The organism is Gleimia hominis (genome assembly GCF_032085515.1).
GTDB classification, from domain to species: Bacteria; Actinomycetota; Actinomycetes; order Actinomycetales; family Actinomycetaceae; genus Gleimia; species Gleimia hominis.
Genome location: NZ_JASXSX010000001.1, coordinates 381806 through 407202, shown reverse-complemented (window position 1 = coordinate 407202; position 25397 = coordinate 381806). Strand labels below are relative to the sequence as shown.

Sequence of the window (25397 nt, the reverse complement as noted above, 5' to 3'; positions counted from 1 at the left end):
GCGGCGTATCGCACGAATAAAGGTTACACAAGTTACCACACGCGAATCAAACCGATGGCAGTGAGTTGCACCACCCACCCACCTGAGGTGGTAAAGCGGCAGAACACACTGAACCCCACCGGCTGCTAGCCACGCTAATCACTCGTCCATCAAAGTGATCTTAATGCCCCCCACCAACGCGGTAACAAGGTTATACACAAGTGATAAGACCGTGGACAGGGCAGTTAACACCACAATATTAACCACCCCGATAAGGGTCGCCATAGACATCACCTGCGGCAGCCTCAAGTAATTCATCATGCCCATGAACGACTTCGCGCCCAAAGACGCTAAGAACTTCTCAATTTCAGAAAATACGTGCATACCATCAAGCATCAACCACACAATCAATGTGGCCACCACACCAGCGATTGCGACCGCAACGGACAGTAGAAAACTGACCTTCATAACCGTCCACGGGTCAATGCGCGTAACCGCCAGTTGAATCTTTCTGGGTGTGTGAGCCGCGTTCTCCACCTCAGCTACGGGCGGTTGGTTCTTCTGGCTCATTACGCCTCCTCATTTTGTGGGTCCGCGCCCACAACGTCTTCCGATTGAGATTCCGTGTTAACAGTTTCCACTGATTCAGACTCATCTTCAACAGCCACGGGCTCCTGCGCGTCCTCATCATCTAAATCCGTATCCAAATTACGGGCAACCGCAATAATCCGATCATGATCCCCAGGACGAGCAAACGTAACTCCCTGCGTGTTACGCCCCGTTCTCGGCACCTCCGAAACTGCGGAACGAACGATATTACCACTAGCCATAATCACCAGTACCTCATCGTCCTCACTGACTTTCAAAGCACCAACCAGGCCACCGCGGTCTTCAACCAGGTTCGCAACCTTCACCCCTAAGCCACCGCGACCACGCGTCGGATACGTATCAATCGCAGAACGCTTCGCGAAACCAGCCTCGGTAACCACCAGCAGATCCGAATCCGGTTCCACCACCTGCATCGCCAGCAGATAATCGCCATCGCGGAACTTCATGCCCCGCACACCAGAAGTAGCACGCCCCATTGGCCGCACCTGCTCATCGTCCGCGTGGAACCGTAAAGACTGGCCGTCGTGCGACACGAGGATCACATCGTCCGTCGCGTTCACAAGGGCAGCCCCAACCAACTCATCCAGGTTCCCGTCCTCATCCTCACGCAAATTAATCGCAATCAAACCACCAGTGCGCGGCGAGTTGTACTCCTCTAACCGCGTCTTCTTAACCAACCCAGACCGAGTGGAAAGCAACAAGTAATCTGCCTGCTCATAATCGTGAATCGCGAGCACGTTAGAGATCTGCTCACCGGGTTGGAACGCCAACAGGTTCGCAACATGCTGACCGCGCGAATCACGTCCACCTTCCGGCAGCTCATACCCCCTGATGCGGTACACCCGCCCCAAATTAGTGAAGAACAGCAGCCAGCGGTGTGTTGAAGTGACGAAGAAATGTTCCACCAAATCATTCTCCCGCAGCTTAGCGCCCCGCACACCGCGCCCACCTCGGTGCTGCGACCGGTAGTTATCCACGCGGGTTCGTTTCGCGTACCCATCACGGGTTATGGTGACCACCACTTCCTCTTCCGGAATCAGGTCTTCATCATTCATTTCCCCACTGAACGGCAAAATGTGGGTGCGGCGTTCATCCCCGTACTTATCCACAATCCCCGTTAGTTCTTCGCGCACAATCAGGCGCTGCCGGTTTGGCTGCGCAATGATCTCACGCAGATCCTCTACCCGTTTAACCAGTTCCGCGTGCTCATCCAGAATCTTCTGCCGCTCCAGAGCTGCCAACCGACGCAGTTGCAAAGCGAGAATTGCGTCTGCCTGAACCTCATCAATATCCAACAGACCCATCAAACCGGTACGCGCTTCCTCAACCGTGGGGGAGCGGCGGATTAAGGCAATCACCTCATCGAGCGCATCCAATGCCTTCAAGTAGGCCTGCAAAATATGCAGTCGCTCCAAAGCTTTCGCCAGGCGGAACTTTGTGCGCCGCACAATCACGTCCATCTGGTGCTTAACCCAGTAGTGCACAAACCCATCCAGCGACAAAGTGCGCGGCACTCCATCGACAAGCGCGAGCATATTTGCGGGGAATGAATCCTGCAGCTGCGTGCGCTTGTAAAGGTTATTGAGCACCACCTTCGCAACCGCGTCACGCTTCAGCACAATCACGAGCCGCTGACCAGAACGCCCAGAAGACTCATCACGAATATCCGAAATCCCCTGAATCGTCCCTTCTTTAACGTGCTGCGCAATGCGCGCCGCGAGGTTGTCTGGGTTGACCTGGAATGGGAGTTCAGTTACGACCAAACACTGCCGGTTGTGGATCTCTTCCACGCTCACTACCGCCCGCTGCACAATCGACCCGCGGCCCGTGCGGTACATTTTCTCTATCCCGGTTCGCCCCAGGATCGTAGCGCCCGTTGGGAAATCCGGGCCCTTAATAATCTTCAGTAAAGCCTCAAGCAGTTCTTCCCGCGTGGCCTCCGGGTGGTCGAGATACCAGAACACCCCTTCTGCCACTTCCCGAAGGTTATGCGGCGGGATCCGCGTGGCCATACCAACCGCGATGCCTTCAGACCCGTTCACCAACAGATTTGGAAAACGCGAAGGTAAAACTGTGGGTTCCTGGGCGCGGCCGTCGTAGTTATCTTGGAAGTCCACAACATCTTCGTCGATGTCGCGCACCATTTCCATTGCCAGAGGTGCCATTTTACATTCGGTGTAACGCGGGGCAGCGGGCCCGAGGTTCCCGGCGGAACCAAAGTTACCTTGCCCAGCAACCAGTGGGTAACGCATGTTCCACGGTTGCACTAGGCGCGCGAGGGCACCGTAAACAGCTGCGTCACCGTGAGGGTGGAAGTGAGCGAGCACATCTCCAACTACGCGCATGCACTTGTAGAAACCGGCGTTCGGCCGGTACCCGCCGTCGTACATTGCGTACAGGATCCGCCGATGCACGGGTTTCAACCCATCCCGCACTTCCGGCAGGGCCCGTCCCACGATCACAGACATTGCGTAGTCGAGGTAGGAACGCTGCATTTCCGACTCAATGTCAACTACGGAAACTTTGTGTGCTACCGGTCCTTCAATCTCGGTGTTAGCGTCCGAACCGGGGTTTATTTCGTTACCTTCACTCACTCTTAATCCATTCTCCAAGCTCTACCACAATTGACATTGTTGTCTAAATATCTAGGAAGCGAACGTCTTGCGCATTGCGTTGAATGAACGCGCGGCGCATTTCTACGTCATCGCCCATGAGTAGTGAGAACACCTCATCAGCCGAAGCCGCTTCAGACAGTTCCACGAGTTTAACAGTGCGTTTTTCTGGGTCCATCGTGGTCTCCCACAATTCTTGATCATTCATTTCACCAAGACCCTTGTACCGCTGTACGCCACCTTCTTTTGGTAGCCGCCAACCGGCTTCAGCACCGTCCCGCAGATGCTCGTCGCGTTCCCTATCGGAGTACACGAACTCGTGTGGAGCATTCGTCCACTTCAACCGATACAGCGGCGGTTGTGCTAAGAACACGTGCCCCGCCTCAACGATTGGCCGCATGTAGCGGAACAATAGGGTAAGCAGCAGAGTCGTGATGTGCTGCCCATCCACATCCGCATCCGCCATCAAAATAATCTTGCCGTAACGCAGTTTTGACAGGTCGAATTCTTCCCCAATACCGGTACCTAGAGCAGCGATAAGAGCTTGAATTTCCTGCGAGTCCAGTGCGCGATCAACCCGGGCTTTTTCCACGTTGAGGATCTTGCCTCGCAGTGGCAAAATCGCTTGAATCCGCGGATCCCTGCCCTGCACCGCGGAGCCACCCGCGGAGTCACCCTCAACAATAAAAATCTCACACTCAGCTGCGTTGCGCGACGAACAGTCCCGCAACTTACCCGGCATGGACGCCGACTCGAGCACGCCTTTACGCCGAGTAGCCTCGCGCGCCTTCCGCGCTGCCAAACGCGCATCCTGAGCGGAAAGCGCTTTCAAAATAATTGCTTTCGCATCAGTTGGGTGTTGCTCCAGCCAGTCTCCGAACCGCTGGTACACCTGCTGCTGCACGAACGTGCGCGCTTCCGTGTTCCCCAGCTTCGTCTTGGTCTGCCCTTCAAACTGAGGTTCGGTGAGCTTAATCGAGATGACGGCTGTGAGTCCTTCCCGGATGTCATCACCCGAAAGGTTCTCCCGCTTTTCTTTAATCAGGTTCTTCTCGCGCGCATACTTATTCACCACAGTCGTCAGCGCTGTGCGGAACCCTTCTTCGTGGGTACCACCTTCCGTGGTGTTGATCGTGTTCGCGTACGTGTGGATCGATTCCGAGTAGGCCGTAGTCCACTGCATAGCCACTTCCAGCGACATCGTGTCGGTGTCGTTTTCCACCTCAATGTCAATGATGTCGTCGTTGATTACATCCGACTTTTTTGACGCATTCAGGGTTTCTACGTAGTCGCGCAAGCCGTTCTCGTAGCAGTAAGAGACCTGACGGAAGCCTTTTGGAGTTTCCGGCTGATCTTCACCCACCTCGCCCGCTATTTCGTCACCGTCGTCAACCACACCTTCGCGTTCATCCGTGAGGGTAATGCGCAGGCCCTTGTTTAAGAAAGCCATCTGTTGGAAGCGCTGCCGTAAGGTTTCAAAAGAGAACTCTACGGTTTCAAAAATCTCCGGGTCCGGGTAGAACGTCTGGGAGGTGCCCGTCTGATCTGTTTCTTCACCGCGTTTCAGTTCGGTAACCGCGTGCCCGCCATTACCGAACGATTGCCGCCAGACATATCCTTGCCGGCACACTTCCGTATCCACGCGCTTCGAAAGGGCGTTTACCACGGAGATACCAACGCCGTGCAAACCACCGGAAACCGCGTACCCACCACCGCCGAACTTGCCGCCGGCGTGCAATACAGTCATGATGACCTCAACGGTGGGCCGGCCCTCGGTCGGGTGCATGTCAACGGGAATACCGCGTCCATTGTCTTGAACCCTTAGGCCCCCATCATTTTGGATCGTCACTTCAATGTGATCACAGTGGCCCGCTAACGCCTCATCTACAGAGTTATCGACAACCTCGTAAACTAGGTGGTGTAAGCCGCGTTCACCGGTGGACCCGATGTACATACCTGGGCGTTTACGAACGGCCTCTAAACCTTCGAGTACCGTGATATCAGCCGCCTCATACGTATGCTCCTGCGCGGCGTGTATTGTCTGGTCAGACAAACTGACCTCCCTCACAATCCTTTTAGCCCAAGTTGGGCTGCTAACTAGTTTGTAAACAGCCTTCGAAATCCACTGCTGCCCACCGGTTCACCTGCGCTAGAAACCGTGCAGCCGATTCGATTCTCAAGGGTGTTGAAACTGAATATTACAGCTGTTTTTCTATTATTTTTCCGCTATTATTTTACCATTTTTGCGGGCCTTTCCCGCGTTCCAAAGCACTCTTAGGGCAGACAAAAATGTGATGTAGATCCACCCGCAAAACGGCGGTTAAATCCGCTAACCGTAAGTGTCTCGCGGCCCTCTGCCAGGTACGCGCCAACCACCTTTTTTCACCCATTTAGGGTTTGCTGGCCCGCGGATAATCACCTGTTTTACAATGCCGCTGCCCAGTTCCTCATCAATCCGTCTTTGTACTGTGGGAAGCAGAATCCGCATTTGGTTCGCCCACGCAGTTGAGGTGGCACGGACAACGAGGACGGATTCGTCAAAACTTTCCACTTTTAAGTGCTGCGAATTCTTAGGCCCAACAATCCGCGTCCAATGCGCAGCAATGGAGGCAACCGACAGCATCCGAGTCCAGCCCAAGTGGTTGCTCATATTCCCCAGTACGTTGGCTAGTGGCTGGGCGTCAAATCGTGATCGGCCGGTACCTAGTTTTGAAGATGCCATGCCTGGGCGCGTTACCCACCCTCTGCTTTCCGCGTTTGGACCCGCACCTGCGCTGGGGCCATGCTGTTTAGACTGGGAGTTCGATTTGCTGCGTGCCAGCGCAGATGCCGAGCGCGGAAACTGCCCCTTGCTACGCGCCAGTTCCCGTTGCTTTTGTAATGCTCTTGCGGCAAGGTTTTCCGGCTTTTGTTCCGCCCCCTCCTCAGTCTTCTGTTCTGTCTTTGGCTCCTTCTTTGGCTCCATCCGAGTTGCGCTGCTAATGCCCAGGTCAGATACTTCCATTTCTTTCTGCGCTTTTTCACTGGACCGGTGGTGTTCATTCATCGCGGTCACCACTACCCTCATCGGCGCTATCTACACGGGCATCGCTATCTACATGAGCATCGCTATCTACATGAGCACCAGGGCTGTCCGCCAAGCTTGTGTCAACCCTGTCTACGGGTTGTAACTGTGTTCCCTGGTTTTTGTCCCAGACCACGCTAACTGTGTGTGCTTGGATCTGTTCGGGCAGATCGGTACCCACGGCTGCGGTAACAATGGTTTGCTCTGCACGTTCTATGACCTCCAGCAAGGCACTTCTACGAGCCGCATCCAGTTCAGAGAACACGTCATCCAAGATGAGTACCGGTGGGTCTACTTCACCAGTGCGCCGATCTTTACTGAGGATTTCAAATGCGCCCAAGCGCAGCGCTAACGCCACCGACCAGCACTCACCGTGCGACGCGTACCCTTTTACCGGCAAGTGATCAAGGTGCAGCTGCAGATCGTCGCGGTGCGGTCCAACTAGATTAACTCCACGGGCAATCTCACGTTTCGCTACATTCGCGAGAGCGCTCGCCAGTCGATCCTCATATCCTTCTATTCCGTCAACTCCGTCTACCGCACTCAAGGAGCTTTCATACGATAAGTACAGTTCTCTGGAAGCTTCAGATACGGTTTCGTGTGCCTTGTGAGCCGGGTCTTTTAGCAGCTCGACCAGTTGGGTTCGATACTTAACAACAGCGCTGGCGGATTCTATGAAAGGTTTGTTCCACACTTCTAACGTCGCCGGGTCCACTGGTTGCCCCCGACGTTTTTGTTTTCCAAGCTGCTTTAGTAGCGCCCCACGTTGACGCGCCACCTTGTCGTAGTCAGATTTGTATGAGGAATAAGCGGGCCAAAGCTGCACCGCCAGATCATCTAAGAAGCGTCGGCGCGCTCCCGGGTCACCGGTCACCAGTTCCATGTCCTCAGGTGCAAATACGACGGTGCGAACCAGACCCAGCAGGTCCCGGGGGCGAACGGAGTTGCGGTTCACTCGCGCGCGGTTGGCTTTACCGCGAATAATCTCTAGCTCAATTACCCGCTCGCGCCCCAAGCTGTGGGATTTCGCTCTAACTACAGCTCCGGGCACTGGATTCTCGCCGGGCATGGGAGCGCGCACCAGTGCAGTGTCGGCTGCGACGCGGTGGGAAGAAAAGCTAGACAGGTATGCGAGTGCTTCCACCAGATTCGTTTTTCCCTGCCCGTTTGCGCCCAGCAGTACTGTTGTTCCTGGGTGGAATTCCAGTACTGCGTGGCGGTAAGAGCGGAAATCGTCGAGTGCTATGTGAGAAACAAACACTGAGAATTATTCTTGCAAACTAGGCGGTTGGGTGCAGTTAAATTCCAAACCGGATTGGCATCAGTAGGTACCGGTACGTGAGGTCATCTTCCCCGTCTTGATCGTTTTGCCCCGTAATCACAGCTGGCTTCATGGGTTCGGTGAAAGAGAACCGAACGTACTCGGTATCTAATGCAGATAGTCCGGCTTGTAAGAAACTGGGGTTGAATGCCGTTTGGAGTGCTTCCCCATGCAGCACCACGGGTACTTGTTCGGAGGCTTGTGACGAGTCATCTTGCCCTGCCCGCAACGTTAGTTCTTCCCCATCGAATAGTAGGCGGACCGAGGTTTTTTGTTCGGCCACCAAGGATACGCGTTTCACCGCTTCTAGGAGTACGTCGCGTTTTACTACGGCGTGAATATTGGTTTCTTCTGGGAAGAGGCGCCGCACAGGTGGGTATTCCCCGTCCATTAGCGTTGAGGTGGATTGGCGCGCGCCGGCGGTAAAGCCTACCAGGGAGTTCGGCCCGGTTTGTTCTACGTCAAAGGCAAAGTCCACGCTTCCAGCGGAAGTCATAGATTTAGCTACTTCTGACAACGTTGAGGCTTTCACCAGCAGTGACGTGGAAATCCCCGCTTCTGAGGGGTTCCACTTAAACTCTTTCATCGCCAGCCGGTACCGATCTGTACCTAGGAACGTGATGGTGTCATCGTCGATCTCTATGCGCACACCGGTGAGAAGTGGAATCGTGTCGTCGCGCGATGCCGCTATGGATACTTGGCTAATGGCTTCTGAAAGCACTTTAGAGTCGAAACTACCGCGGGTTTGTGGCATTACCGGCATGGTTGGGTATTCATCCACGGACATTGTGGCGAGGACGAAGTGGGCTGCCCCGCATTCGAGTTTCATCCGGGTGTCTTCGAGTTTGCAGCGCACTGGTGCGTTCGGCAGGCTCTGGGTGATTGATGCTAGGAGTTTACCGGGAACCAGGATGTCACCTGGCACATCTACTTCTGCTGGGATTTGTGAGCGAGTAGAGGTTTCGTAGTCGTATGAGGAGAGTTCGAGTACTCCATCCTCAGCAGTTAAACGGATTCCAGCTAGAATGGGCACAGATGGACGTTGAGGCACTGTCTGTGCTGTCCATTTAACGGCTTCTTTAAGGATATCCCGGGGAACGGTGAAATCCATGGTGCCTACCTTTCAGTCCGAGGATTAGAAGAACTCTGCTGTACAACTTTACGCGATTTGTGATCTAAGTTCATATCTGTGAGGGAACTGTTCATTTGGTTTTCAAGGCGACATGCCGAGTTCGCGTTTCTCCACATGCGGGGAGATGAGATTTTTTGTAATTACTTAGTTCGTAGTAGTTATAGGGGCTGTGAATTGTGTGCAAATGTTGTAATTCATGCGTCTTGCTGCGGATTAATTGGTGGATAACAATTGGGTACAACCTGTGGATAAGTGGATGGAACTGTGGAAATCTGTATGTGTCCCTCAAAGTTATCCACAGATTTTGGTCTGAAAAACCAATTTTTCCCCACTTATCCACAGCTTTCCACAGGCTGTCTGTGGATAACACTAGTGTTGGCGCGCTTTTTGTTTAATTCTTCCGGTTAGTTCGGTGACGTGGTTGTAAATTTCGCGCTTCATAGTCATCTCTTTAGAAATCTTCCGATTGGCATACATGACCGTGGTGTGATCGCGTCCACCGAAGGCTTGACCGATTTTAGGTAAGGACAAGTCAGTGAGTTCGCGGCACAGATACATGGCTACTTGCCGGGCTTGCACGAGTTCGCGAGACCGGTCGGCGGAGCACAGTTGTTCTACAGTGATGTTGAAGTACCCGGTTATCTCGCCCATGATCAGCGAAACCGTGATTTCGGTTTCATCACTGTCCGAGAGAATATCTTTTAGTACCAGTTCCGCGAGCTCTCGGTTAATGCGCTGGTCCGTGAGGTTTGCATACGCGGTTACGCGAATCAGGGATCCTTCTAGTTCGCGAATGTTAGAGGCAATGCGCGACGCAATGTACTCAAGTACCTCAGGGTCAACATCTAGGTTCTCTGCAGTCGCTTTCTTACGTAGAATCGCGATGCGTGTCTCCAGGTCTGGTGGTTGAATGTCAGTGAGTAGCCCCATTTCGAAACGTGACCGCATCCGGTCTTCGAATCCAGACAGTTGTTTTGGTGGGACGTCGGAGGTAATCACCACCTGCTTATCCGCGTTATGCAAGGTGTTGAAGGTGTGGAAGAACTCTTCCACTGTCTGTTCTTTCCCTTGAATGAACTGGATGTCGTCGACGAGGAGGATGTCGATTTCGCGGTAGCGGCGTTGAAAATCTTCGGCTCGATCGTCGCGGATTGAGTTAATGAAATCGTTCGTAAACTCTTCAGAGCTTACGTACCGCACCCGCAAATGTGGGTACAGAGACAGTGAGTAATTACCTATAGCGTGCAATAAGTGCGTTTTCCCCAGCCCCGACCCACCGTAGATAAATAGTGGGTTGTAGGCCTTTGCCGGCATTTCACTAACCGCGGTAGCGGCGGCGTTAGCGAACCGGTTGGATGAGCCGATTACGAACGTGTCGAAAGTGTACTTGGGATTGAGCCGCGTATCCACATCGGTCCCGGTGGGCACATTAGCACTAGTGGGCGCACTGGGTTGGGTGGGGGCGTTTGGTTTTTCTTGAGGTTCAGTCTCCGCATTGGTGGAAGGTGACTGCTTCGTTTCGCTGTCAGTTTCCGCGTCGGTGGCTACGGCTTGTTCTTCGATGTAGCGGTTTTCGAGGCTGGTGTCTACGGAGAAGGCGATGCGCACGCTTTGGCCCATTACTTGCGCGAGGTTTTCGGTGAGGGTTTCGTATACGCGTGACTCGAGGTAGGTCTTAGTGAAGTCGTTGGGCACGGCAACGAGGATGGTGCCTTCAATAATCCCTAGACATTGGGTCATTTGGATGAATGCGTATGCGGCGGGGCCAATTTCTTGAGCGTCGAGCTGTGAGATCGTCTGGTCCCACGCTTGCTGCAGGGATGGACCTTCCAATTGGGCTCCTCACCTTCTCGTGATGTTTAACACTGTCTAATATCTGAGCGTATCCCCTAGTGTGTCACTTTTGCACAGAATTCAAAAAGTTATCCCCAACATGGGGACAAGCTTGTGGATAGACACTAGTGAGATTACATGAATGTGATTATCTTGCGCTTTCTGGGAATTGTCCGAATTTCACAGCCTGTGGATAAATAGTTTTCAACAGTTTCACGAGTGTAGTTATCCCCACCTCTATCCACAGGTGTGGAGAACTTTGTGTGAGGGAGACTAAACGTGGCTGCATTGACGGAACTATGGGCTTTTACTAGGCTGTGATAGTTGCATAAGTGCGCCCTTTTGGGCGTGAAACATGGCGCGAGGGGTTTGCGAGGGTGTTAGCTCGATCTCTTTCGTGTCACCGAGGTAGCTTCGAAGGCTGTGGCCTTCAAGAACGAGTAACGAGGAGAATATCGTGACTAAGCGAACTTTCCAGCCGAACAACCGTCGCCGCTCACGCAAACACGGTTTCCGTCTGCGTATGCGCACTCGCGCGGGTCGTGCGATTCTTTCAAACCGCCGCCGCAAGGGTCGCGCTAAGCTGTCTGCTTAAGTGTTACCGGCCGAACATCGTTTGCGGGAACCGGAACTTTTTCGGCTAGCGACGCGCCGTGGACGGCGGAGCGGTAATAGCGAACTAGTTGTTCACGCAGTAACCGGCGAGGAAATACAAGGAACCCTCGTCGGTTTCGTCGTACCTAAGCGGGTGTATCCGCGGGCGGTGGATCGGAATCGGACGAAGCGGCAACTGCGCCACCTAATGCGCGAAAGATTAGTGATTATCCCAGATCAGACGCTGGTTGTGGTGCGTGCCCTACCGGGAATCAGGGGAAGGTCTTTCGCTGAGATTGAAACTTCATTAGACAGTGCTTTGACGCGCACACTAGCGAAGTTAAAACGGTTTGAACGCGAGAGAATGCAGCAGATGCAACGGAACCGAGGGGAACTATGCGAAGCATTTTAGCGCGCGTACTGATGGTTCCAATTCGGTTCTATCAGCGCTTCATTTCCCCTGGTTTGCCGCCTACTTGCCGGTATTATCCGTCGTGTTCAGCGTATGCAGTTAAAGCGCTTGAGGTGCACGGTCCGGTAAAGGGTTTGATTCTAGCTGTGTGGCGTTTACTGCGGTGTAACCCGTGGTCGTTGGGCGGGGTTGATCATGTGCCGAAAGTGGGCAGGTGGAAACCGGAACCTTACGTGCGTCCCCCGTTGGACGAGTTCGAGTGTGAATCCCGTGATGATGCCAGCCGCGAGTTGGATGGGGACTGCAGTAGTGAGTCTGATGAGGATTTTGGGGATAAACCCTCTAAGGTTCTAGGGGAGAAATCCTCTAAGGTTTTACAGGAACGGCCAGGTAGCCTGGCTAACAACAGCGGTGGCGAGTGCGCCATCAGGAATCATTAAAGGAGCTTAAACCGTGTGGTTTGACAAACTTCTCTACCCGTTCAAGGTAGTGGTGGCTTGGATTATGGTGCGCCTGCACGACCTGTTGGTGTTCCTCGGGATGGATGATGGGCCGGGCATCGCATGGATTCTGTCCATCGTGGGCCTGACTGTTTTGGTGCGCATTATTTTGATTCCTCTGTTCTTTAGGCAGATTCGTGCCTCACGCAATATGCAGCTGGTGCAGCCGGAGCTGAAGAAGCTGCAGGAGAAGTACAAGGGGAAAACGGACCAGGCGAGTCGGCAACGTCAAAGTGAGGAAATGATGGCGCTCTACCGGGAGAATGGGACGAGCCCGTTCTCTTCGTGCCTGCCGATTTTGGCGCAGATGCCGATTTTCTTTGCACTGTTCCGCGTGTTGGCATCCACTTCACAGATTGCGGCGGGTACGTACGCGGGGGGTGCGAATATTGGGCCGTTGAACTCGCGGTTGGCGTCCGATATTGAAAACTCCACGCTGTTTGGAGCTCCGCTTTCAGCGAGCTTTACGACGACGAACCTGTTCTCGTCGAAAGTCGTGATTGTGGTGATGATTCTGCTGATGGTGTTCACGCAGTTCATCACTATGCGGCAGTTGACGATGAAGAACATGCCGGCGTCGGCAACCAGTTCGGATAACCCAATGATGCGTAGCCAACGCATGATGATGTACATGATGCCGGCAGTTATCGGTGTTTCTGGGTTCTTCTTTCAGGTGGGCGTGCTGATTTACTGGTTCACCACGAACTTGTGGACGATGGGGCAGCAGTTCTGGACTATCGCGCGGATGCCCACGCCGGGTTCGGATGCGTACAATCAGCTGACGGTGCGGCGTCGGAAAGAGTATGTTGAGTGGGCCCGCCCGGAGTTTGAAAAATATGATGAGCAATACCGTTCACTTTCGGATGACGATTCACAGGAACGGGAGCAGCTTTTAGCGCGCACCCTCAAGAGCATTAAATCGCAGGCACGTAAGCAGAAGGTGCCTACGAAATTCCCTGATGATGTGACGCCTGAGGTGCAGTTGTCGGCCTATCGGGAACTGGCGTTTAACGAGTGGGATGGTTTGCCCGATGAACGGTGGGCGAAGCGGTTTAAACCCCGCGCTGCGACGAAGCAAAGGCGCGGTGAACAGCCGAAACGTTTGACGAAGCGGGAGCGCGATCAGAAGGCAGCTGCGGCTAGGCGGCGTGCTGAACGTGAAGCGCAGATGAAGAAGCGGAAGAAAGCGAAAACTAAGTTGTCTGCGCAGGAGTTGGAGCAGCGTAGGCAGGAACGTCGGAAGCAACGCCGGGAAGCCGGTAAGAAAAAGAAGAAGGATAAGTAATGTCTGAGGAATCTAAAGAGCGCGTGGCCGACCTCGTTAAAGAGGGGGATATTGCTGCGGATTTTCTAGAGGAACTGTTGGATATCGCTGATTTTGATGGGGATATCGAACTGGATGTTGAGAACGATCGCGCGATTGTGGACATTGTGTCTGATGAAGCGGATTCGGATTTGGAACGCCTGGTGGGTGCGGATGGGCGCGTGCTAGACGCGTTGCAGGAGTTGACGCGGCTCGCGGTGCAGACACAAACTGGTGAGCGGTCACGGTTAATGTTGGATATCGCGGGATTCCGTGAGGACCGGCGGCAGGAGCTGCGCGAGATCGCCGGGGAGGCGGTTGCGCGTGTACGGATGCACGATGAGCCGGTTAAGTTGGATCCGATGAATCCGTTTGAACGCAAGATTTGTCATGATGTTGCAGCGGAGGCGCAGCTGCATTCGGAGTCTGAGGGCGTTAATCCTAACCGGTGCGTGGTGATTTACCCCGCTGATTATGAGGTTGCGCAAGCTGATGGTGATGAGGATAACCGGGATGACTCTGGGTCCGATCCCTATCAGGATAACAATGGTTCCGCGGTGGAGTCTGATTTGGCTGACGGCTCCGACCAGGATTCCAACGAGACCGCTAATCAGATTGCTGATGAGGACTAATCGTTAGCTGTGGAAAACGACCTGGGTTTCGGTAATGCGCAGGAGCGGGGCCAAGAACCGGCAAAATCGAGTGATTTAGACAAATTGCGTGATTTAGATCAGACGCCTGACGCTGCGGGTTCCCCTACGCAGCCGGGGCGCGGCCCGGAAGATGCGGTGCCTGCGCGCGGGGTGGACTTGGCTGAGTTTGATACTTTGGAGCGGCCTAATGATGCGTTGGAGCAGTCTAGTTACGCTTTGGGGCAGTCAAATGATGTTTCGGAGCAGCCCAATGACACTTTGGGGCAGCCAAATGATGCGTTGGAGAAGCCCAATGAGGCCGTGAAGAAGTTTTTTGGACCCGCGTTTAGTGCGATAGAGCATTTCGCCGCCATGCTCGAAGAAGAGGGGGAGCTGCGTGGGTTGATTGGCCCGCGTGAGCTTCCACGGCTGTGGTCGCGACACTTGGTGAATTCTGCAGCGATTGTTGATTTTATTGGTGCGCGCAAGCAGGTTATGGATATTGGATCTGGAGCAGGATTTCCAGGTATAGTCCTTGATACAATGCGACCTGATTTGGATGTTCACCTCACGGAACCTATGGAGAGACGCGTCGAGTGGCTTGAAGACGTGGTTTATGAACTGGGTTTGGATAATGTGACGATTCACCGGGCACGTGCAGAAGAGCTGCATGGTGTTGGGGTAGCAGACGTGGTTACGGCGCGTGCGGTGGCGGCGCTGCGCAAGTTGGTGCCCATGACGTTGCCTTTAGTTGCTTCTGGTGGTTCACTGGTGGCCTTGAAGGGCCGGCAGGTGGATGCGGAGATTAATAATTCGCAGAAAGTGCTGCAAAAGTTTCACGTGAAACATGTTGAGGTACATGAGGTGCCATCGATTATGGAAGATGAATCCACACGAGTACTGGTAGCAACGAAAGCAAAACGTGACTTTGCTAATCGAGGCCGAGCTAAACGCGGTGGGCACAATAATAGAAGGTCCAATAAACAGCGGCGGGGCAGATAAAGTATCTTGCCCCTTTGCACAAGCAAGAGGTTACCGATATTCAGGATGACTACGTCAGATCGTTACTATCTCTCATAGTCATGAAAAATAGGTATTCCTTTTCGAAAGGCCTGTTTACTACTCGCTGATAGGCACTCTGTTCTTTTGCAAGCTGATGCGTAGAGCGAAGTACTTTTTCTATATTTTCTGCGTGCTACGCGAGTATCTTCATGGGGATAACCGTTGGGAGGGAGTTGCACCTAGGTGTCTCAGCTGCCTCAAAAACACGGAAATGGTGTTAAATAGCGGACGTAGAGTGCGAATGCGTAAGTGAATACCAGGGGTGATAAAGCGCTATTCACAGGTTGCGGGTTGAGTGTCTTTTATGTGGGTTCACCGATTAGACTTAGTGGGTAAGAAAGGAGACCCGGTGGCCTTAGAGTCGAAGGAATCATTCGCGGACGAATTAGCACGCCTAGCTCAAGAACGCGCGGAATTAGAGGGAATTAGTTTTCCGCACCCATCCCGCGCACAGGTGATTACCGTTGCGAACCAAAAAGGTGGCGTAGGCAAAACCACCTCCGCAGTAAATCTTGCGGTTGCTTTAGCACAGGGTGGGTTAAAGGTCATTGTTATTGACTCTGATCCACAGGGGAATGCTTCCACAGCTCTTGGTATTGATCATCAACCCGAAGTGCCTTCTACATACGACGTACTGCGCGGTGATAAAGAACTTGCGGACTGCCTATATCCAAGTGAAGAGTCAGAGAACTTACTGGTTTGCCCCGCTACGATCGATCTCTCGGGCGCTGAGCTGGAGTTATCTTCCGCTGCCCAACGTGAGTACATCCTTCGCCGCGCGCTCGAAATCTTTCTTTCCGTCCATCGGGACGTGGACGTGATTATTGTGGATTGCCCACCATCTTTGGGGCTGCTAACTTTGAACGCATTTGTTGCCGCAGATCAAGTGCTTGTTCCGATTCAGGCAGAGTATTACGCGCTTGAGGGTCTCTCAATGCTGTTGGGGACTATCGAGAGAATTAAGGAGTATCTGCATCCGAAGCTCGACATTGGTGGGATTTTGATTACGATGTTTGACCGTCGCACTAATCTTTCTTCGGAAGTAGCTGAGGAGATCCGGAGGTACTTCCCTGAACAGGTTTTTAAAACAGTTGTACCGCGGTCAGTGAAATTATCTGAAGCACCTAGTTTCGGAATGAGTATATTTGGCCATGATCCACGAGGCGCAGCTGCTCTGGCGTATAAGAAAGTTGCGTTGGAATTAGCAAATAGAATGGCAGGGAAGTGAAGATGGCGGAGAAGTCGAGACGTGCACTAGGGCGAGGTTTGGGGTCGTTGATTCCGACGCGAGAAGAGAATGTTTCACGTGAAACAATTTCGCACGCTGACAAACCCCGCGATGTGTTCTTCCCTGCAGCGGACAGTACTGGCAATGGGCAAGACGGTATTCGGCGTACTTCTGCCTTGGCTCAGGAACTGCTTAAGCCTTCAGATCGGAGGAAGAAGAAGGCGAGCAAGACGAACGAGAAAAAAACTACTCGAAGCTTCACCAGTAACGCAAAGAAGACTCCTAAGCTAAAGGATGCTGATGGAGTACCCCCGAATAAAGGTGCCGACAGTAAGATCAAGCAAGCACAAAAGCCGAAAGTGTCCAGCGAAGCGTCCACGAATGTGAAAACTGGAAACAAGGAAGCACAGCTGGAAAAAAGGGATACTAAAGCCAACGGTAAGGCCAAGCGCGATAGCTCTGCGCGCAAAGACGGTAGCACCGTGAAAGCGAATGAAACGACTACGACAATGAAGCTTTCCGGTAATGGATTCAATGGGCAATCGTCGCAGTCCACTACAGATGATTCCGAGCTCGTTCCAGTTCCGGGCGCTTCTTTTGCACAGTTGGATGTTGATGTCGTAATTCCGAACGTGTGGCAACCTAGGCAGGTATTCGATGAGGATGAACTTGCCGAATTGTCAGAGTCGATTGCACAAATGGGAGTTTTACAACCAGTTGTTGTACGTCCTATAGCGGATTTGGAAGATCCACTATATGAAGATGTAATGGCGCAACGAAGAGATGCGGGTCTTGACAGTTCACCTCAGTATGAACTGATTATGGGTGAGCGCCGTTTGCGGGCCGCAAAACTAGCTGGTTTAGAAAGTATTCCAGCTATTGTTCGGGATACGGATGACACGCAGATGTTGCGCGAAGCCTTGCTGGAAAACTTACACCGGTCTCAATTGAACCCGGTGGAGGAAGCTAGTGCATACCGGCAGCTTTTAGATGATTTTGGTTGTACCCAAGCGGAGCTTTCGGCAAAGATTGCACGTTCGCGCTCTCAGATTGCCAACACTTTGCGGCTGCTTAAGCTACCGACGAGTGTTCAACTGAAACTTGCTTCTGGCGTTATCTCGGCTGGGCACGCGCGGGCTTTGCTAGGTTTGGAATCTAAAGAAGTGATGGAGAGGCTTGCGGATCGGATTATTTCTGAAGGCCTATCAGTTCGCACCACAGAGGAGATTGTGGCCTTAGGTGAAGTTAGTTCGAAAGTTCGGTCAAAACGCAAAGCGCCAGTATTGGCTAAGCCCTTATCTGCAAATGCTTCAGCAGTTGTAGATCGGCTTACCGACATCTTTGACACAAGGGTGAGTGTTGTAGAAGGTAAAAAGAAGGGCCGCATTGTTGTCGAATTTGCTGGAGAAGAAGACTTGGCGCGCTTAACAGAACTTATTGGAAAGCTAAAAGCGCGGGATTAGAAGACACTGGGAGATTTTGGGTCATACAAGCAATCTTCTACACGTCGCGTAGACGCTGACTTAGGCGGGACGATTTTCCTTTGCTTGCGGGTGATCAACAGGGTGCGCAAGCAGATACCCTGGATAATCGCTTACTCATGGGCAGCGTTCGTGCCCCTTGATGACTGTGGTGTATGTGAATTCACTCGAAACTGAGGGGAATGAAGTATCAAGAGAGTGAATTGTTTCAGGGCGAATTGTTTCACGTGAAACAATTCGCCCTTTGCCTGGAGACGCCGATTTCTACTGTCCGAAGTAGCGGCCCTCGAAAACTAAATGCAGTTTTGAGATTCGAAAGTGGCGCTGGAGACCCGAGCAATTGGGTCATGGCAACCCGAGCTTTAGTGCTCTTAAATTAAGGATCAGAAACCGGTGTTAAGTGAGTTAGTTTCGGTGTCTATAGGTCCGCCTTCATATTTAGGTAGTTTCCGAAGAACTTTGCAGGGGTTACCTACTGCAATAACATTTTCGGGTATATCTTTGACAACAACTGATCCAGCTCCGATAACGGAGTTATCACCGATAGTAACTCCAGGGCAAACAATAACGCCGCCACCGAGCCAGACATTATCACCTATGGTTATTGGATCTGCAGCTTCCCAACGGGCTTTTCTTGGTTCCACTTCAAGTGGGTGCAGTGCGGTAAGCAATTGAACGTTGGTTGCGATCTGACAGTTTTTGCCTATGGTTACTTTCGCGACGTCGAGGCATGCGAGACCATAGTTAACAAATGTGCCCTCGCCAATGTATGTGTTGCATCCGTAATCGAAGCGAGCGGGTGGGCGAATGTGCACATCCTCGCCAACACTTCCAAGCAGGGAGCTGTATTCTTCTTGGGCTCCGGCGGGATCATAAGGGTAGCGATCTTCTGCATGGCGCATTGCGAGGAGAGCTTTTTTGTATTGTGCGGCGAGTTCTGGGTCTTCTGCGATGTACCAGTCTCCTGAGTCCATGCGTTGTTTATTGCTGCGATCGTCATGACGAAAATTGTTAGTCCTCATAGCAACTAGCCTACTGTAGCGTGCTTATGTAGGACACATGAACATAAGCGAAGAGTTTTGTATTTGGCGGGTAATCGCGGCTTTGATAATGCGGTTACCCAAAGCGATTGAATTGGGGTGTTTGCCTCGTAAGGAAGCGATGCCTTGTGGAGAATGCATTTGGTTCGGGTGAAATAGCGAGAGAGTAGTAATGTCTGCTAGAGGGACACTGCGTGTTAAAGAATGGAATCTCTAGTCGAAGATTCTTATCTGGTATAGAAACTCTACGTGGGGAACAAAACTGTTCTAACCGCCAGTTGATAGTCGAGGTTGTGAAAAAGCTCAGTTGGGAATAGCGTCCACGTAAGTCAGAGAGACTATGGATTTCGGGATAGCAAATGCATCACAGGGCGGTTGTCAGAAATAACACATGATGCATCCGATAGTGGTAATAAGAAATGTCAGTTGATGCAGCGCAGTGCACCTTAGTACTGTAGAGAAGAGCGATTATCTGCTCGTAATTCTTCAAGAGGATACGTTTGTATCGTTTTATTGATCGTTGAAGCAGATCAGTAATGGATTACCTTAAATAGATCGGGTATTGCGAATCTGCCGTGTGATTACTAATACCCTGGCGTAGTACATATCTTGGAATGTCTCTCGAGGGACACTGAGATCATCTGCACGCCTGAGAGTTAATAGAATAAGAACCAATTTGTTTCACGTGAAACAATTCTGATCAAGACCCATGCTGTACTGTTACGGATTCTGCGCAGAACCCAATCGTGGTGAAAAAGGACTTACCTAACATGAGTCGCTTACGCAAGAGCCGCTTTCAGCCTAGTACAAAAGCACTAAAAGCGGCAGCGTGTACTAGAACGCTACCTTGTGTCTGAAGTGAAAGCTTCACTGGATGTCTGATTACAAACGCAGCCAGTTGCGCACTTATGAACTAGAACTACCCGCAAGCATAAAAACCAATTTGCTATTAGGACCAACTAACTTATTTGCCCTTATGACCTGCCAACTCATTCGCTAAAAATTGAAGAGCGGCATTGAAACGTTCGTTCACGACTCACTGGGGCAAAACTGGCAAAACTGGGAAGACAAACAAAACAGACAAAACAGACAAAACTGGGCAAAACAGACAAAACTGGGAAGACTGGGAAAACAGGCAGAACTTAACATAGCTAAATGGACACACCAAATGAAAACGTGCCTCAGAACGACTGTTAGTGCAATTGCAGCGATAAGGCTACAGTGTTAGTGTAATTACACTCAGTGCGGTTTGGTAGCCGAAGTGTTGGTGACGTAGCTAGCACACCAAGACGCAGGAACAGGAAAAGAATGTCAGCATTTCTTGCCGTATTAGCGATCATTCTTACAATCCTGGCAGGATTCCTCATGGTAAAAGGATATAAACCGGTGATAGTCCTTTTAGGCACCGGGTTTGTTCTGCTAGCTGTATCGCTAATAGTAAACCCATCTGTTTCCCTACTTGAAAAAGACACCACCTCCGGATCGCGCTGGTTCGACATACTGGGTCTGTTCGAAAAAATTGCCGGCAGCCAACTGACCGGTGTCGGACTCATAATTATGGCAGCCGGTGGTTTCTCCGCATACATGAACAAAATCGGTGCGGCCCGCGCACTAGTAGAAGTCGCCTCGGGTGTAGTGTCGCGAATCCGAAGCCCGTACCTACTCCTAATTCTCGCGTACTTTCTGGGGCAACTACTAATAATGGTCATTCCATCGGCAGCTGGCCTGGCGATCTTACTACTCGTAGTGCTACTACCAATCCTGAAAAACGCGGGCGTTAACCCTGCTGCGGCGGGTGCCGTGATCGCCACATCCAGTGCCTTACCAATGGGGCCAGCAACCGGCACCACTGTTCTTGCAGCCGACATCGTCAAAATGTCCCCAGCAGTCTACTTCGTCCAAAACCAGCTGATCGTAGCGGTACCCACAATTATCACAATCGCCATTACTCACGTATTCACACAAAAATACTTCGATAAGCGTTCAAAGGCCACCACAGTAGATAAAATGGATGAAAAAGATGAGGGTTTACAAGCACCGAAGTGGTACTCAATACTCGTGGTGCTACCCATCATTCTCCTGGTTATCTTCAGCCCGATTATCAACGACTCGATAGAACTATCAACGGTGTCCGCATTCGTGTTGGTATGGGCCTTTGCAAGCGTAATCGAAGTAATCCGAGGCCGCGGCAGAAAAGAGATAGTCAACGGATCCACGGAGTTCTTCCAAGGCATGGGAAAAATGTTTGGATCTGTGGTGTCCCTAATTATTGCCGCACAATTCTTCGCAGAAGGCCTCAAAACAACTGGCCTAATAGACCTGCTCATCAGCTCCGCAGAAAAAACGGGATATGGAATAACACTCATGATCGTCATCTTCGCGTTAACCGTTGGGCTAGTAACCTTCCTAACCGGATCTGGAGTGGGTGCATTTTCCGCATTCGCTAAACTCGCCCCACAAATCGCCACAGGGCTAAACTCGTCGGCCACACAACTAGTGACCCCAATGCAGTTCGCTTCCGGACTATTCAGATCCATGTCCCCGGTTTCCGGAGTGGTAATCGCCGTCGCAGGTGGTCTTGGGGTGTCACCACTTGAAATCGTTAAACGAACCGCAGTGCCGATGATAGTCGGCAGCATAATGATGACCGTCCTCTCAATGACACTCATCTAAAATTCAACGACACTCATCTAAAATCGCTTGTTCCCCTCAAACCCAAAACAGAAAGGTCAAAATGGGATTCGGTGCACTCAACTCATCCTTAAGCAAAAAAGGCTATGTAACCTCAGAATTTGCCCAAATCTGGGACGAAGTAGCGGTACTAAAAGCAATCGTGGACGTGGAAGTGGCGCTCGCGAAAGTTCAGGGTGACAACGGGATGATCCCAAAAAACGCTGCCCAACTAATCAGTGAGCACGCGAAAATAAGCGACGCCCTGGTAGAAAAAGCGCGTGCCGGCAAAGTCGGTAACCCCCTCATAGCAGCGTTAGACGCAATCAGATCACAAGTGCCAAACAAAGTTCGCGGATGGGTACATTTCGGTGCAACCAGCCAAGATATTCTCGACACCGGGCGAGCACTACAGATCAAGCAAAGCTACAACTGGTTGTTCCACCAGCTCGATGAACTGAAGCAAAAAATGGCGACGCTAGCGGAGGAACACGCTGACACTTTAATGGTGGCACGAACAAACGGTCAACATGCCTTACCCACCACCCTCGGAACCCGTTTTGCACGCTGGCTAGCAGAAATAGAACGTTCAAAGCAACGCCTACGGGATGGTTACGAGCGGGCAACATTAATTCAATTCTCCGGTGCTGCGGGCACATACGCGTCCATGGGGAAAGAAGGAATGTCTGTGGCCCAGTCAATCGCGGCAGAGCTTGGGTTGTCGTTTGAACCCGTGCCGTGGCATGCTTCGCGTGACGCAATCACGGAGCTTTGCTGTACCTTAGCGATCTATGGGCAGAGCCTGGCGAAGATAGCCGAAGACCTGTTCGACATGCAACGCACTGACTTGGCGGAAGCGCGGGAGCAAATGGATGCTCATGCATCGGGCTCATCCACGATGCCTCAAAAACTGAACCCGTTCACAACAATGAAGATTTCTGTGGGCGCGCGGTTGGCAGCGGGGTTGGCGGCCACAGTTTTGACTCAACCACCGGCATCGTTCGAACGAGATCACCGGAGTTTGGAGGTTGAACGCGACGCGCTACCACAGATTTTTATTGCTGTGGAGCACGCGGCCGCGAAACTTTTGCGGTTACTAGATCAACTAGCTTTTAACGAAACCCAGCTGGTTAACAACACGTTGCTTGAATCGCCGCTGCTCATGACGGAGGGAATCATGATGGTGCTGGCGAAACATATTGGCCAAGAAGCAGCGCACGATTTACTACAGGATTTCGCTAAGGAATACCGGGTTAACCGCACGCCGCTGAAAGAGTTTATGCTTGCCAGCAAGTACGCGAATGAAGTAGAAGATGTTGATTTTGAGGCACTAGAGGACCCGAGGGGATATTTGGGGCTGTCAAGTGAAATCTCACGCGATGCAGCTAAGCGGTTTCAAAATCAGTTGGGTGAATGAAAAGATCTAACTCGTCGTTAACGGACTCTAGAAGCTGTGTTCTTTCGGTGGAAGTATCACCGTTCAGTGTTTCAACCGCGTATAGGAGGGACTCGAGGGTGAGCAGCAAGGTGGCTCTACTTTTGAATCGCGCACTTGCCGAACTATTAATCAGCAGAAAGTGATCCGCGTAGCGACGCAAAGGCGTGGTGGGACGATTACTCAGCAAAATAGTTGTGCCACCACGTTTCTTTGTGAACTGTAGAATCCGGTAGGTGAGTTTTGGATGCCGGTCAAACGAAGTCGCTAGCAGCAACGAATTGTCCGTAATATCAACCAGGTCATGCGCTGTCATATCTGGCGCACTAATTAGGTGCACATCGGGACGCTGGTATTTAAGCATTAACGCGAAGTAGCTGATGAGAGTCCGCCCGGTTGCGAAAGACGCCAAATATACCGGTCGGGATTGGTCAGCTAAAAGTTTACTTATGGCAATGAAATCCTCACGTGAATACAACGCTAGTGTTTGCTGAATGTCTTCTAGAGCTAGTGAGAATTGTTGTTCTAGTTCAAATCCAGGTTCCTGAGGTATTTGTGCCGTGGAGGAGCGCTGTAAAGGCCGGTCGAAACTCGTGGCAACCTCAGTGCGCAGTGCATTAGAGAAATCCCGGAAGTTCTCGTAACCAAGTTTTCGAACAAACCGGGTGATACTCGCCGTGGAAACCCCAGCGCCTTTACACATGGATGCTAAATCTCGGAATGCCAAGTTTGGGTAATCGGAGGCAAAAAAGTCTGCGATCTGCTGATCCGCAGGCGTGGGATGGTCTAGCAACGCTATGCGTTCAAAAAGCCCTTTATCGCTCGGTTCAGTGTCAGTCATTACGCCTCCTGGTGAGTATTTTAGTCTAGCAACACCCGCGGTAATAGAACGGTTGCTCATATAGCGGTCGCTCAGATAAGGGTCGGCTATATAACTGTCGGTATAACAGCGAAATGCGCCTCGCAAACGTTGCCATAGGTTTCCAGTTAATTAAAGAACTAATCTATGAGACGAGAATTTGAAGCCGAATAACCTCAAGTAGACATTCCAATATTCACTGAAATAGGGAAATAGTTCGGTTTGATCTGCATAAACATACAGGACTTTTAGCACAAAGAAAATGTGATGCAGATTATATACTGAAAGTGCCTGGAAACAAAACCTGTTCACTTGGGTAACATAGCGAGGTAAATTTCATGAAACGGGAAGCTGAAACGAACGTAGCGTTCACACATGGAAAACTCATTGACGGTACCGGGGCAGATCCAACGGAGGACAGCCTCGTACTGATTAAAGGCCAGAAAATCGAATACGCTGGCCCCTACAAAAAAGTACCCCAAGGATACGTGGAAAGAAACATCAGTGGGAAAACAATAATGCCCGGGCTGATTGACTCCCACGTGCACTTCACAGGTAACGAAAGTGACGACGACACCCAGTGGGTGCTGGACGACCCAACCGAAAAAACAGTTATCGCCGTGCAGCAAGCGCGCGATGCCGTAGAAAGTGGTTTGACCACGGTGGGGGAAATCTCCCGGTCTGGCGTAGCTATCCGCAACACCATCAACGCCGGCATAATCCGCGGGCCACGCATGGTGTGCACGGGCCTGGGATTCTGTAGAACCTCCGGCCACGGAGACTCACACAAACTCCCCCTCGCGTACAACAACGAATCCCACCCCTGGGCCGAACGCGTAGACGGACCCTGGAACCTCAGGCACGCAGTAAGAAACCGACTACGCGAAAACGTGGACGCGATTAAAATCTGGGCGACCGGCGGGGGAATCTGGCGGCACGACGACAAACTGCTGCAGCACTACACGCAAGAAGAAATCAACGCGGTAGTTGACGAATGCCGCATGGTGCATATTCCCGTGTGGTCGCACGCAGAAGGATACGAAGGGGCGCTCGCGAGCGCGAAAGCGGGGGTACACCTGATTATCCACGGGCAGACCCTCAACGAAGAATGCCTCGACATTATGGCGGAAAAAGGAATCTACTTCTGCCCAACCATTCAGTTCTTGGAACAGTGGTTCAAGACATATCCTCCGGAGTACAACCCAGAACAAGACAAGTACCCGGGGGACACCCGGGAGGAGCGCGAACTGGCGCGCGTATACGACAACTTGCGGAAAGCGGACGCAAAAGGAATTACCTTGGTGACTGGTTCGGACTCGTTCTGTTCCTCACTCACCCCGTACGGGACGACGCTGATTGGTGAAGTGTACGCATTCGTGGAGAAAGCGAAGTTCTCCCCCGTTTACGCAATCCGCTGTGCATCTTCAAATGGCGCGAAAATGCTGGGAGTTGATGAGGTAACCGGCTCCCTCGAAAGTGGGAAAGCAGCAGACCTGCTGGTAATCAACGGGGATCCAGCTACGAATATTCGGGACCTGAAGCGCGAGAACATGGACGTGATCATGAAAGAAGGTGAGTTCATCTACGGGTAGTGCACCGCGCCGCCAACGCGGGCTGGCTTGCAAAAACGC

General features: G+C 51.9%; 18 protein-coding genes and 2 pseudogenes. 11 read left to right on the top strand and 9 right to left on the bottom strand.

Going from position 1 to position 25397, the window contains the following annotated elements; translation table 11 throughout:
• Positions 1–138 precede the first annotated feature (138 nt).
• The 7 genes from QS713_RS01765 to dnaA form a co-directional block, all read right to left on the bottom strand.
• A complete protein-coding gene (locus QS713_RS01765) occupies positions 139–549 on the bottom strand; it encodes a DUF3566 domain-containing protein (protein ID WP_313271959.1) in 411 nt (136 codons plus the stop codon).
• Positions 549–3134, bottom strand: a complete 2586-nt coding sequence (gene gyrA, locus QS713_RS01760; protein ID WP_313273702.1) for a DNA gyrase subunit A — start codon at positions 3132–3134, stop codon at positions 549–551. The genes QS713_RS01765 and gyrA overlap by 1 nt, the downstream gene beginning before the upstream one ends.
• Positions 3135–3225: 91 nt before the next feature.
• A complete protein-coding gene (gyrB, locus tag QS713_RS01755) occupies positions 3226–5253 on the bottom strand; it encodes a DNA topoisomerase (ATP-hydrolyzing) subunit B (protein ID WP_313271958.1) in 2028 nt (675 codons plus the stop codon).
• Between the two features lie 276 nt (positions 5254–5529).
• Positions 5530–6246, bottom strand: a complete 717-nt coding sequence (locus tag QS713_RS01750) for a DciA family protein (protein WP_313273700.1) — start codon at positions 6244–6246, stop codon at positions 5530–5532.
• Entirely contained in the window at positions 6239–7525 is a 1287-nt protein-coding gene (gene recF, locus QS713_RS01745; RefSeq protein ID WP_313271956.1) for a DNA replication/repair protein RecF, read from the bottom strand. The genes QS713_RS01750 and recF overlap by 8 nt, the downstream gene beginning before the upstream one ends.
• A 37-nt stretch (positions 7526–7562) precedes the next feature.
• Positions 7563–8696, bottom strand: a complete 1134-nt coding sequence (gene dnaN, locus QS713_RS01740; protein ID WP_313271954.1) for a DNA polymerase III subunit beta — start codon at positions 8694–8696, stop codon at positions 7563–7565.
• A gap of 390 nt (positions 8697–9086) precedes the next feature.
• Positions 9087–10550, bottom strand: a complete 1464-nt coding sequence (dnaA, locus tag QS713_RS01735; RefSeq protein WP_313271953.1) for a chromosomal replication initiator protein DnaA — start codon at positions 10548–10550, stop codon at positions 9087–9089.
• Between the two features lie 457 nt (positions 10551–11007).
• Here dnaA and rpmH point away from each other — a divergent pair, with 457 nt between their 5' ends.
• The 8 genes and pseudogenes from rpmH to QS713_RS01695 all read left to right on the top strand — a co-directional run bounded on the left by rpmH (position 11008) and on the right by QS713_RS01695 (position 17744).
• A complete protein-coding gene (gene rpmH, locus QS713_RS01730; protein WP_102217000.1) occupies positions 11008–11145 on the top strand; it encodes a 50S ribosomal protein L34 in 138 nt (45 codons plus the stop codon).
• On the top strand, positions 11146–11556 hold the full coding sequence (gene rnpA / locus QS713_RS01725) for a ribonuclease P protein component (RefSeq protein WP_313271950.1): 411 nt from the start codon (positions 11146–11148) through the stop codon (positions 11554–11556).
• Positions 11541–11996: a membrane protein insertion efficiency factor YidD gene (gene yidD / locus QS713_RS01720; RefSeq protein WP_313271948.1), complete on the top strand. Its 456-nt coding sequence runs from the start codon at positions 11541–11543 to the stop codon at positions 11994–11996. Before rnpA ends, yidD begins: the two co-directional genes overlap by 16 nt.
• Positions 11997–12009: 13 nt before the next feature.
• The gene (gene yidC / locus QS713_RS01715) at positions 12010–13341 is read left to right on the top strand and encodes a membrane protein insertase YidC (RefSeq protein WP_313271947.1); all 1332 of its coding nucleotides are present in this window, start codon (positions 12010–12012) and stop codon (positions 13339–13341) included.
• Positions 13341–13859, top strand: a pseudogene (locus QS713_RS01710) (Jag family protein); the annotation flags it as partial. The gene yidC and the pseudogene QS713_RS01710, both read left to right, overlap by 1 nt.
• Before the next feature lie 411 nt (positions 13860–14270).
• Positions 14271–14912 (top strand): annotated as a pseudogene (gene rsmG / locus QS713_RS01705) (16S rRNA (guanine(527)-N(7))-methyltransferase RsmG); the annotation flags it as partial.
• Positions 14913–15402: 490 nt separating this feature from the next.
• Positions 15403–16281 (top strand): ParA family protein, encoded by an 879-nt coding sequence (locus tag QS713_RS01700; protein ID WP_313271945.1) that lies wholly within the window; start codon positions 15403–15405, stop codon positions 16279–16281.
• A 2-nt stretch (positions 16282–16283) separates the two neighbouring features.
• A complete protein-coding gene (locus tag QS713_RS01695) occupies positions 16284–17744 on the top strand; it encodes a ParB/RepB/Spo0J family partition protein (protein ID WP_313271943.1) in 1461 nt (486 codons plus the stop codon).
• 401 nt (positions 17745–18145) lie between these two features.
• Here the strand turns inward: QS713_RS01695 and QS713_RS01690 are convergent, their stop codons facing one another.
• Positions 18146–18784, bottom strand: a complete 639-nt coding sequence (locus QS713_RS01690) for a sugar O-acetyltransferase (protein ID WP_313271942.1) — start codon at positions 18782–18784, stop codon at positions 18146–18148.
• A 1326-nt stretch (positions 18785–20110) separates the two neighbouring features.
• Here QS713_RS01690 and dcuC point away from each other — a divergent pair.
• On the top strand, positions 20111–21475 hold the full coding sequence (dcuC, locus tag QS713_RS01685; protein ID WP_313271939.1) for a C4-dicarboxylate transporter DcuC: 1365 nt from the start codon (positions 20111–20113) through the stop codon (positions 21473–21475).
• A gap of 61 nt (positions 21476–21536) precedes the next feature.
• Positions 21537–22889 (top strand): lyase family protein, encoded by a 1353-nt coding sequence (locus QS713_RS01680; protein ID WP_313271937.1) that lies wholly within the window; start codon positions 21537–21539, stop codon positions 22887–22889.
• Here the strand turns inward: QS713_RS01680 and QS713_RS01675 are convergent.
• Positions 22858–23748 (bottom strand): MurR/RpiR family transcriptional regulator, encoded by an 891-nt coding sequence (locus tag QS713_RS01675; RefSeq protein WP_313271935.1) that lies wholly within the window; start codon positions 23746–23748, stop codon positions 22858–22860. The genes QS713_RS01680 and QS713_RS01675 overlap by 32 nt on opposite strands.
• Positions 23749–24104: 356 nt before the next feature.
• Between QS713_RS01675 and QS713_RS01670 the strand changes: the two genes are divergently transcribed.
• The gene (locus tag QS713_RS01670) at positions 24105–25358 is read left to right on the top strand and encodes a metal-dependent hydrolase family protein (RefSeq protein WP_313271932.1); all 1254 of its coding nucleotides are present in this window, start codon (positions 24105–24107) and stop codon (positions 25356–25358) included.
• Positions 25359–25397 lie beyond the last annotated feature (39 nt).

Bases quoted from the DNA above. Each gene is read 5' to 3' on its own strand.
- yidD (WP_313271948.1), top strand. From the start codon at position 11,541: ATGCGAAGCATTTTAGCGCGCGTACTGATGGTTCCAATTCGGTTCTAT.
- dnaN (WP_313271954.1), bottom strand. From the start codon at position 8,696: ATGGATTTCACCGTTCCCCGGGATATCCTTAAAGAAGCCGTTAAATGG.
- QS713_RS01680 (WP_313271937.1), top strand. From the start codon at position 21,537: ATGGGATTCGGTGCACTCAACTCATCCTTAAGCAAAAAAGGCTATGTA.
- dcuC (WP_313271939.1), top strand. From the start codon at position 20,111: ATGTCAGCATTTCTTGCCGTATTAGCGATCATTCTTACAATCCTGGCA.
- QS713_RS01670 (WP_313271932.1), top strand. From the start codon at position 24,105: ATGAAACGGGAAGCTGAAACGAACGTAGCGTTCACACATGGAAAACTC.
- QS713_RS01675 (WP_313271935.1), bottom strand. From the start codon at position 23,748: ATGACTGACACTGAACCGAGCGATAAAGGGCTTTTTGAACGCATAGCG.
- QS713_RS01750 (WP_313273700.1), bottom strand. From the start codon at position 6,246: ATGAATGAACACCACCGGTCCAGTGAAAAAGCGCAGAAAGAAATGGAA.
- QS713_RS01690 (WP_313271942.1), bottom strand. From the start codon at position 18,784: ATGAGGACTAACAATTTTCGTCATGACGATCGCAGCAATAAACAACGC.
- QS713_RS01765 (WP_313271959.1), bottom strand. From the start codon at position 549: ATGAGCCAGAAGAACCAACCGCCCGTAGCTGAGGTGGAGAACGCGGCT.
- QS713_RS01695 (WP_313271943.1), top strand. From the start codon at position 16,284: ATGGCGGAGAAGTCGAGACGTGCACTAGGGCGAGGTTTGGGGTCGTTG.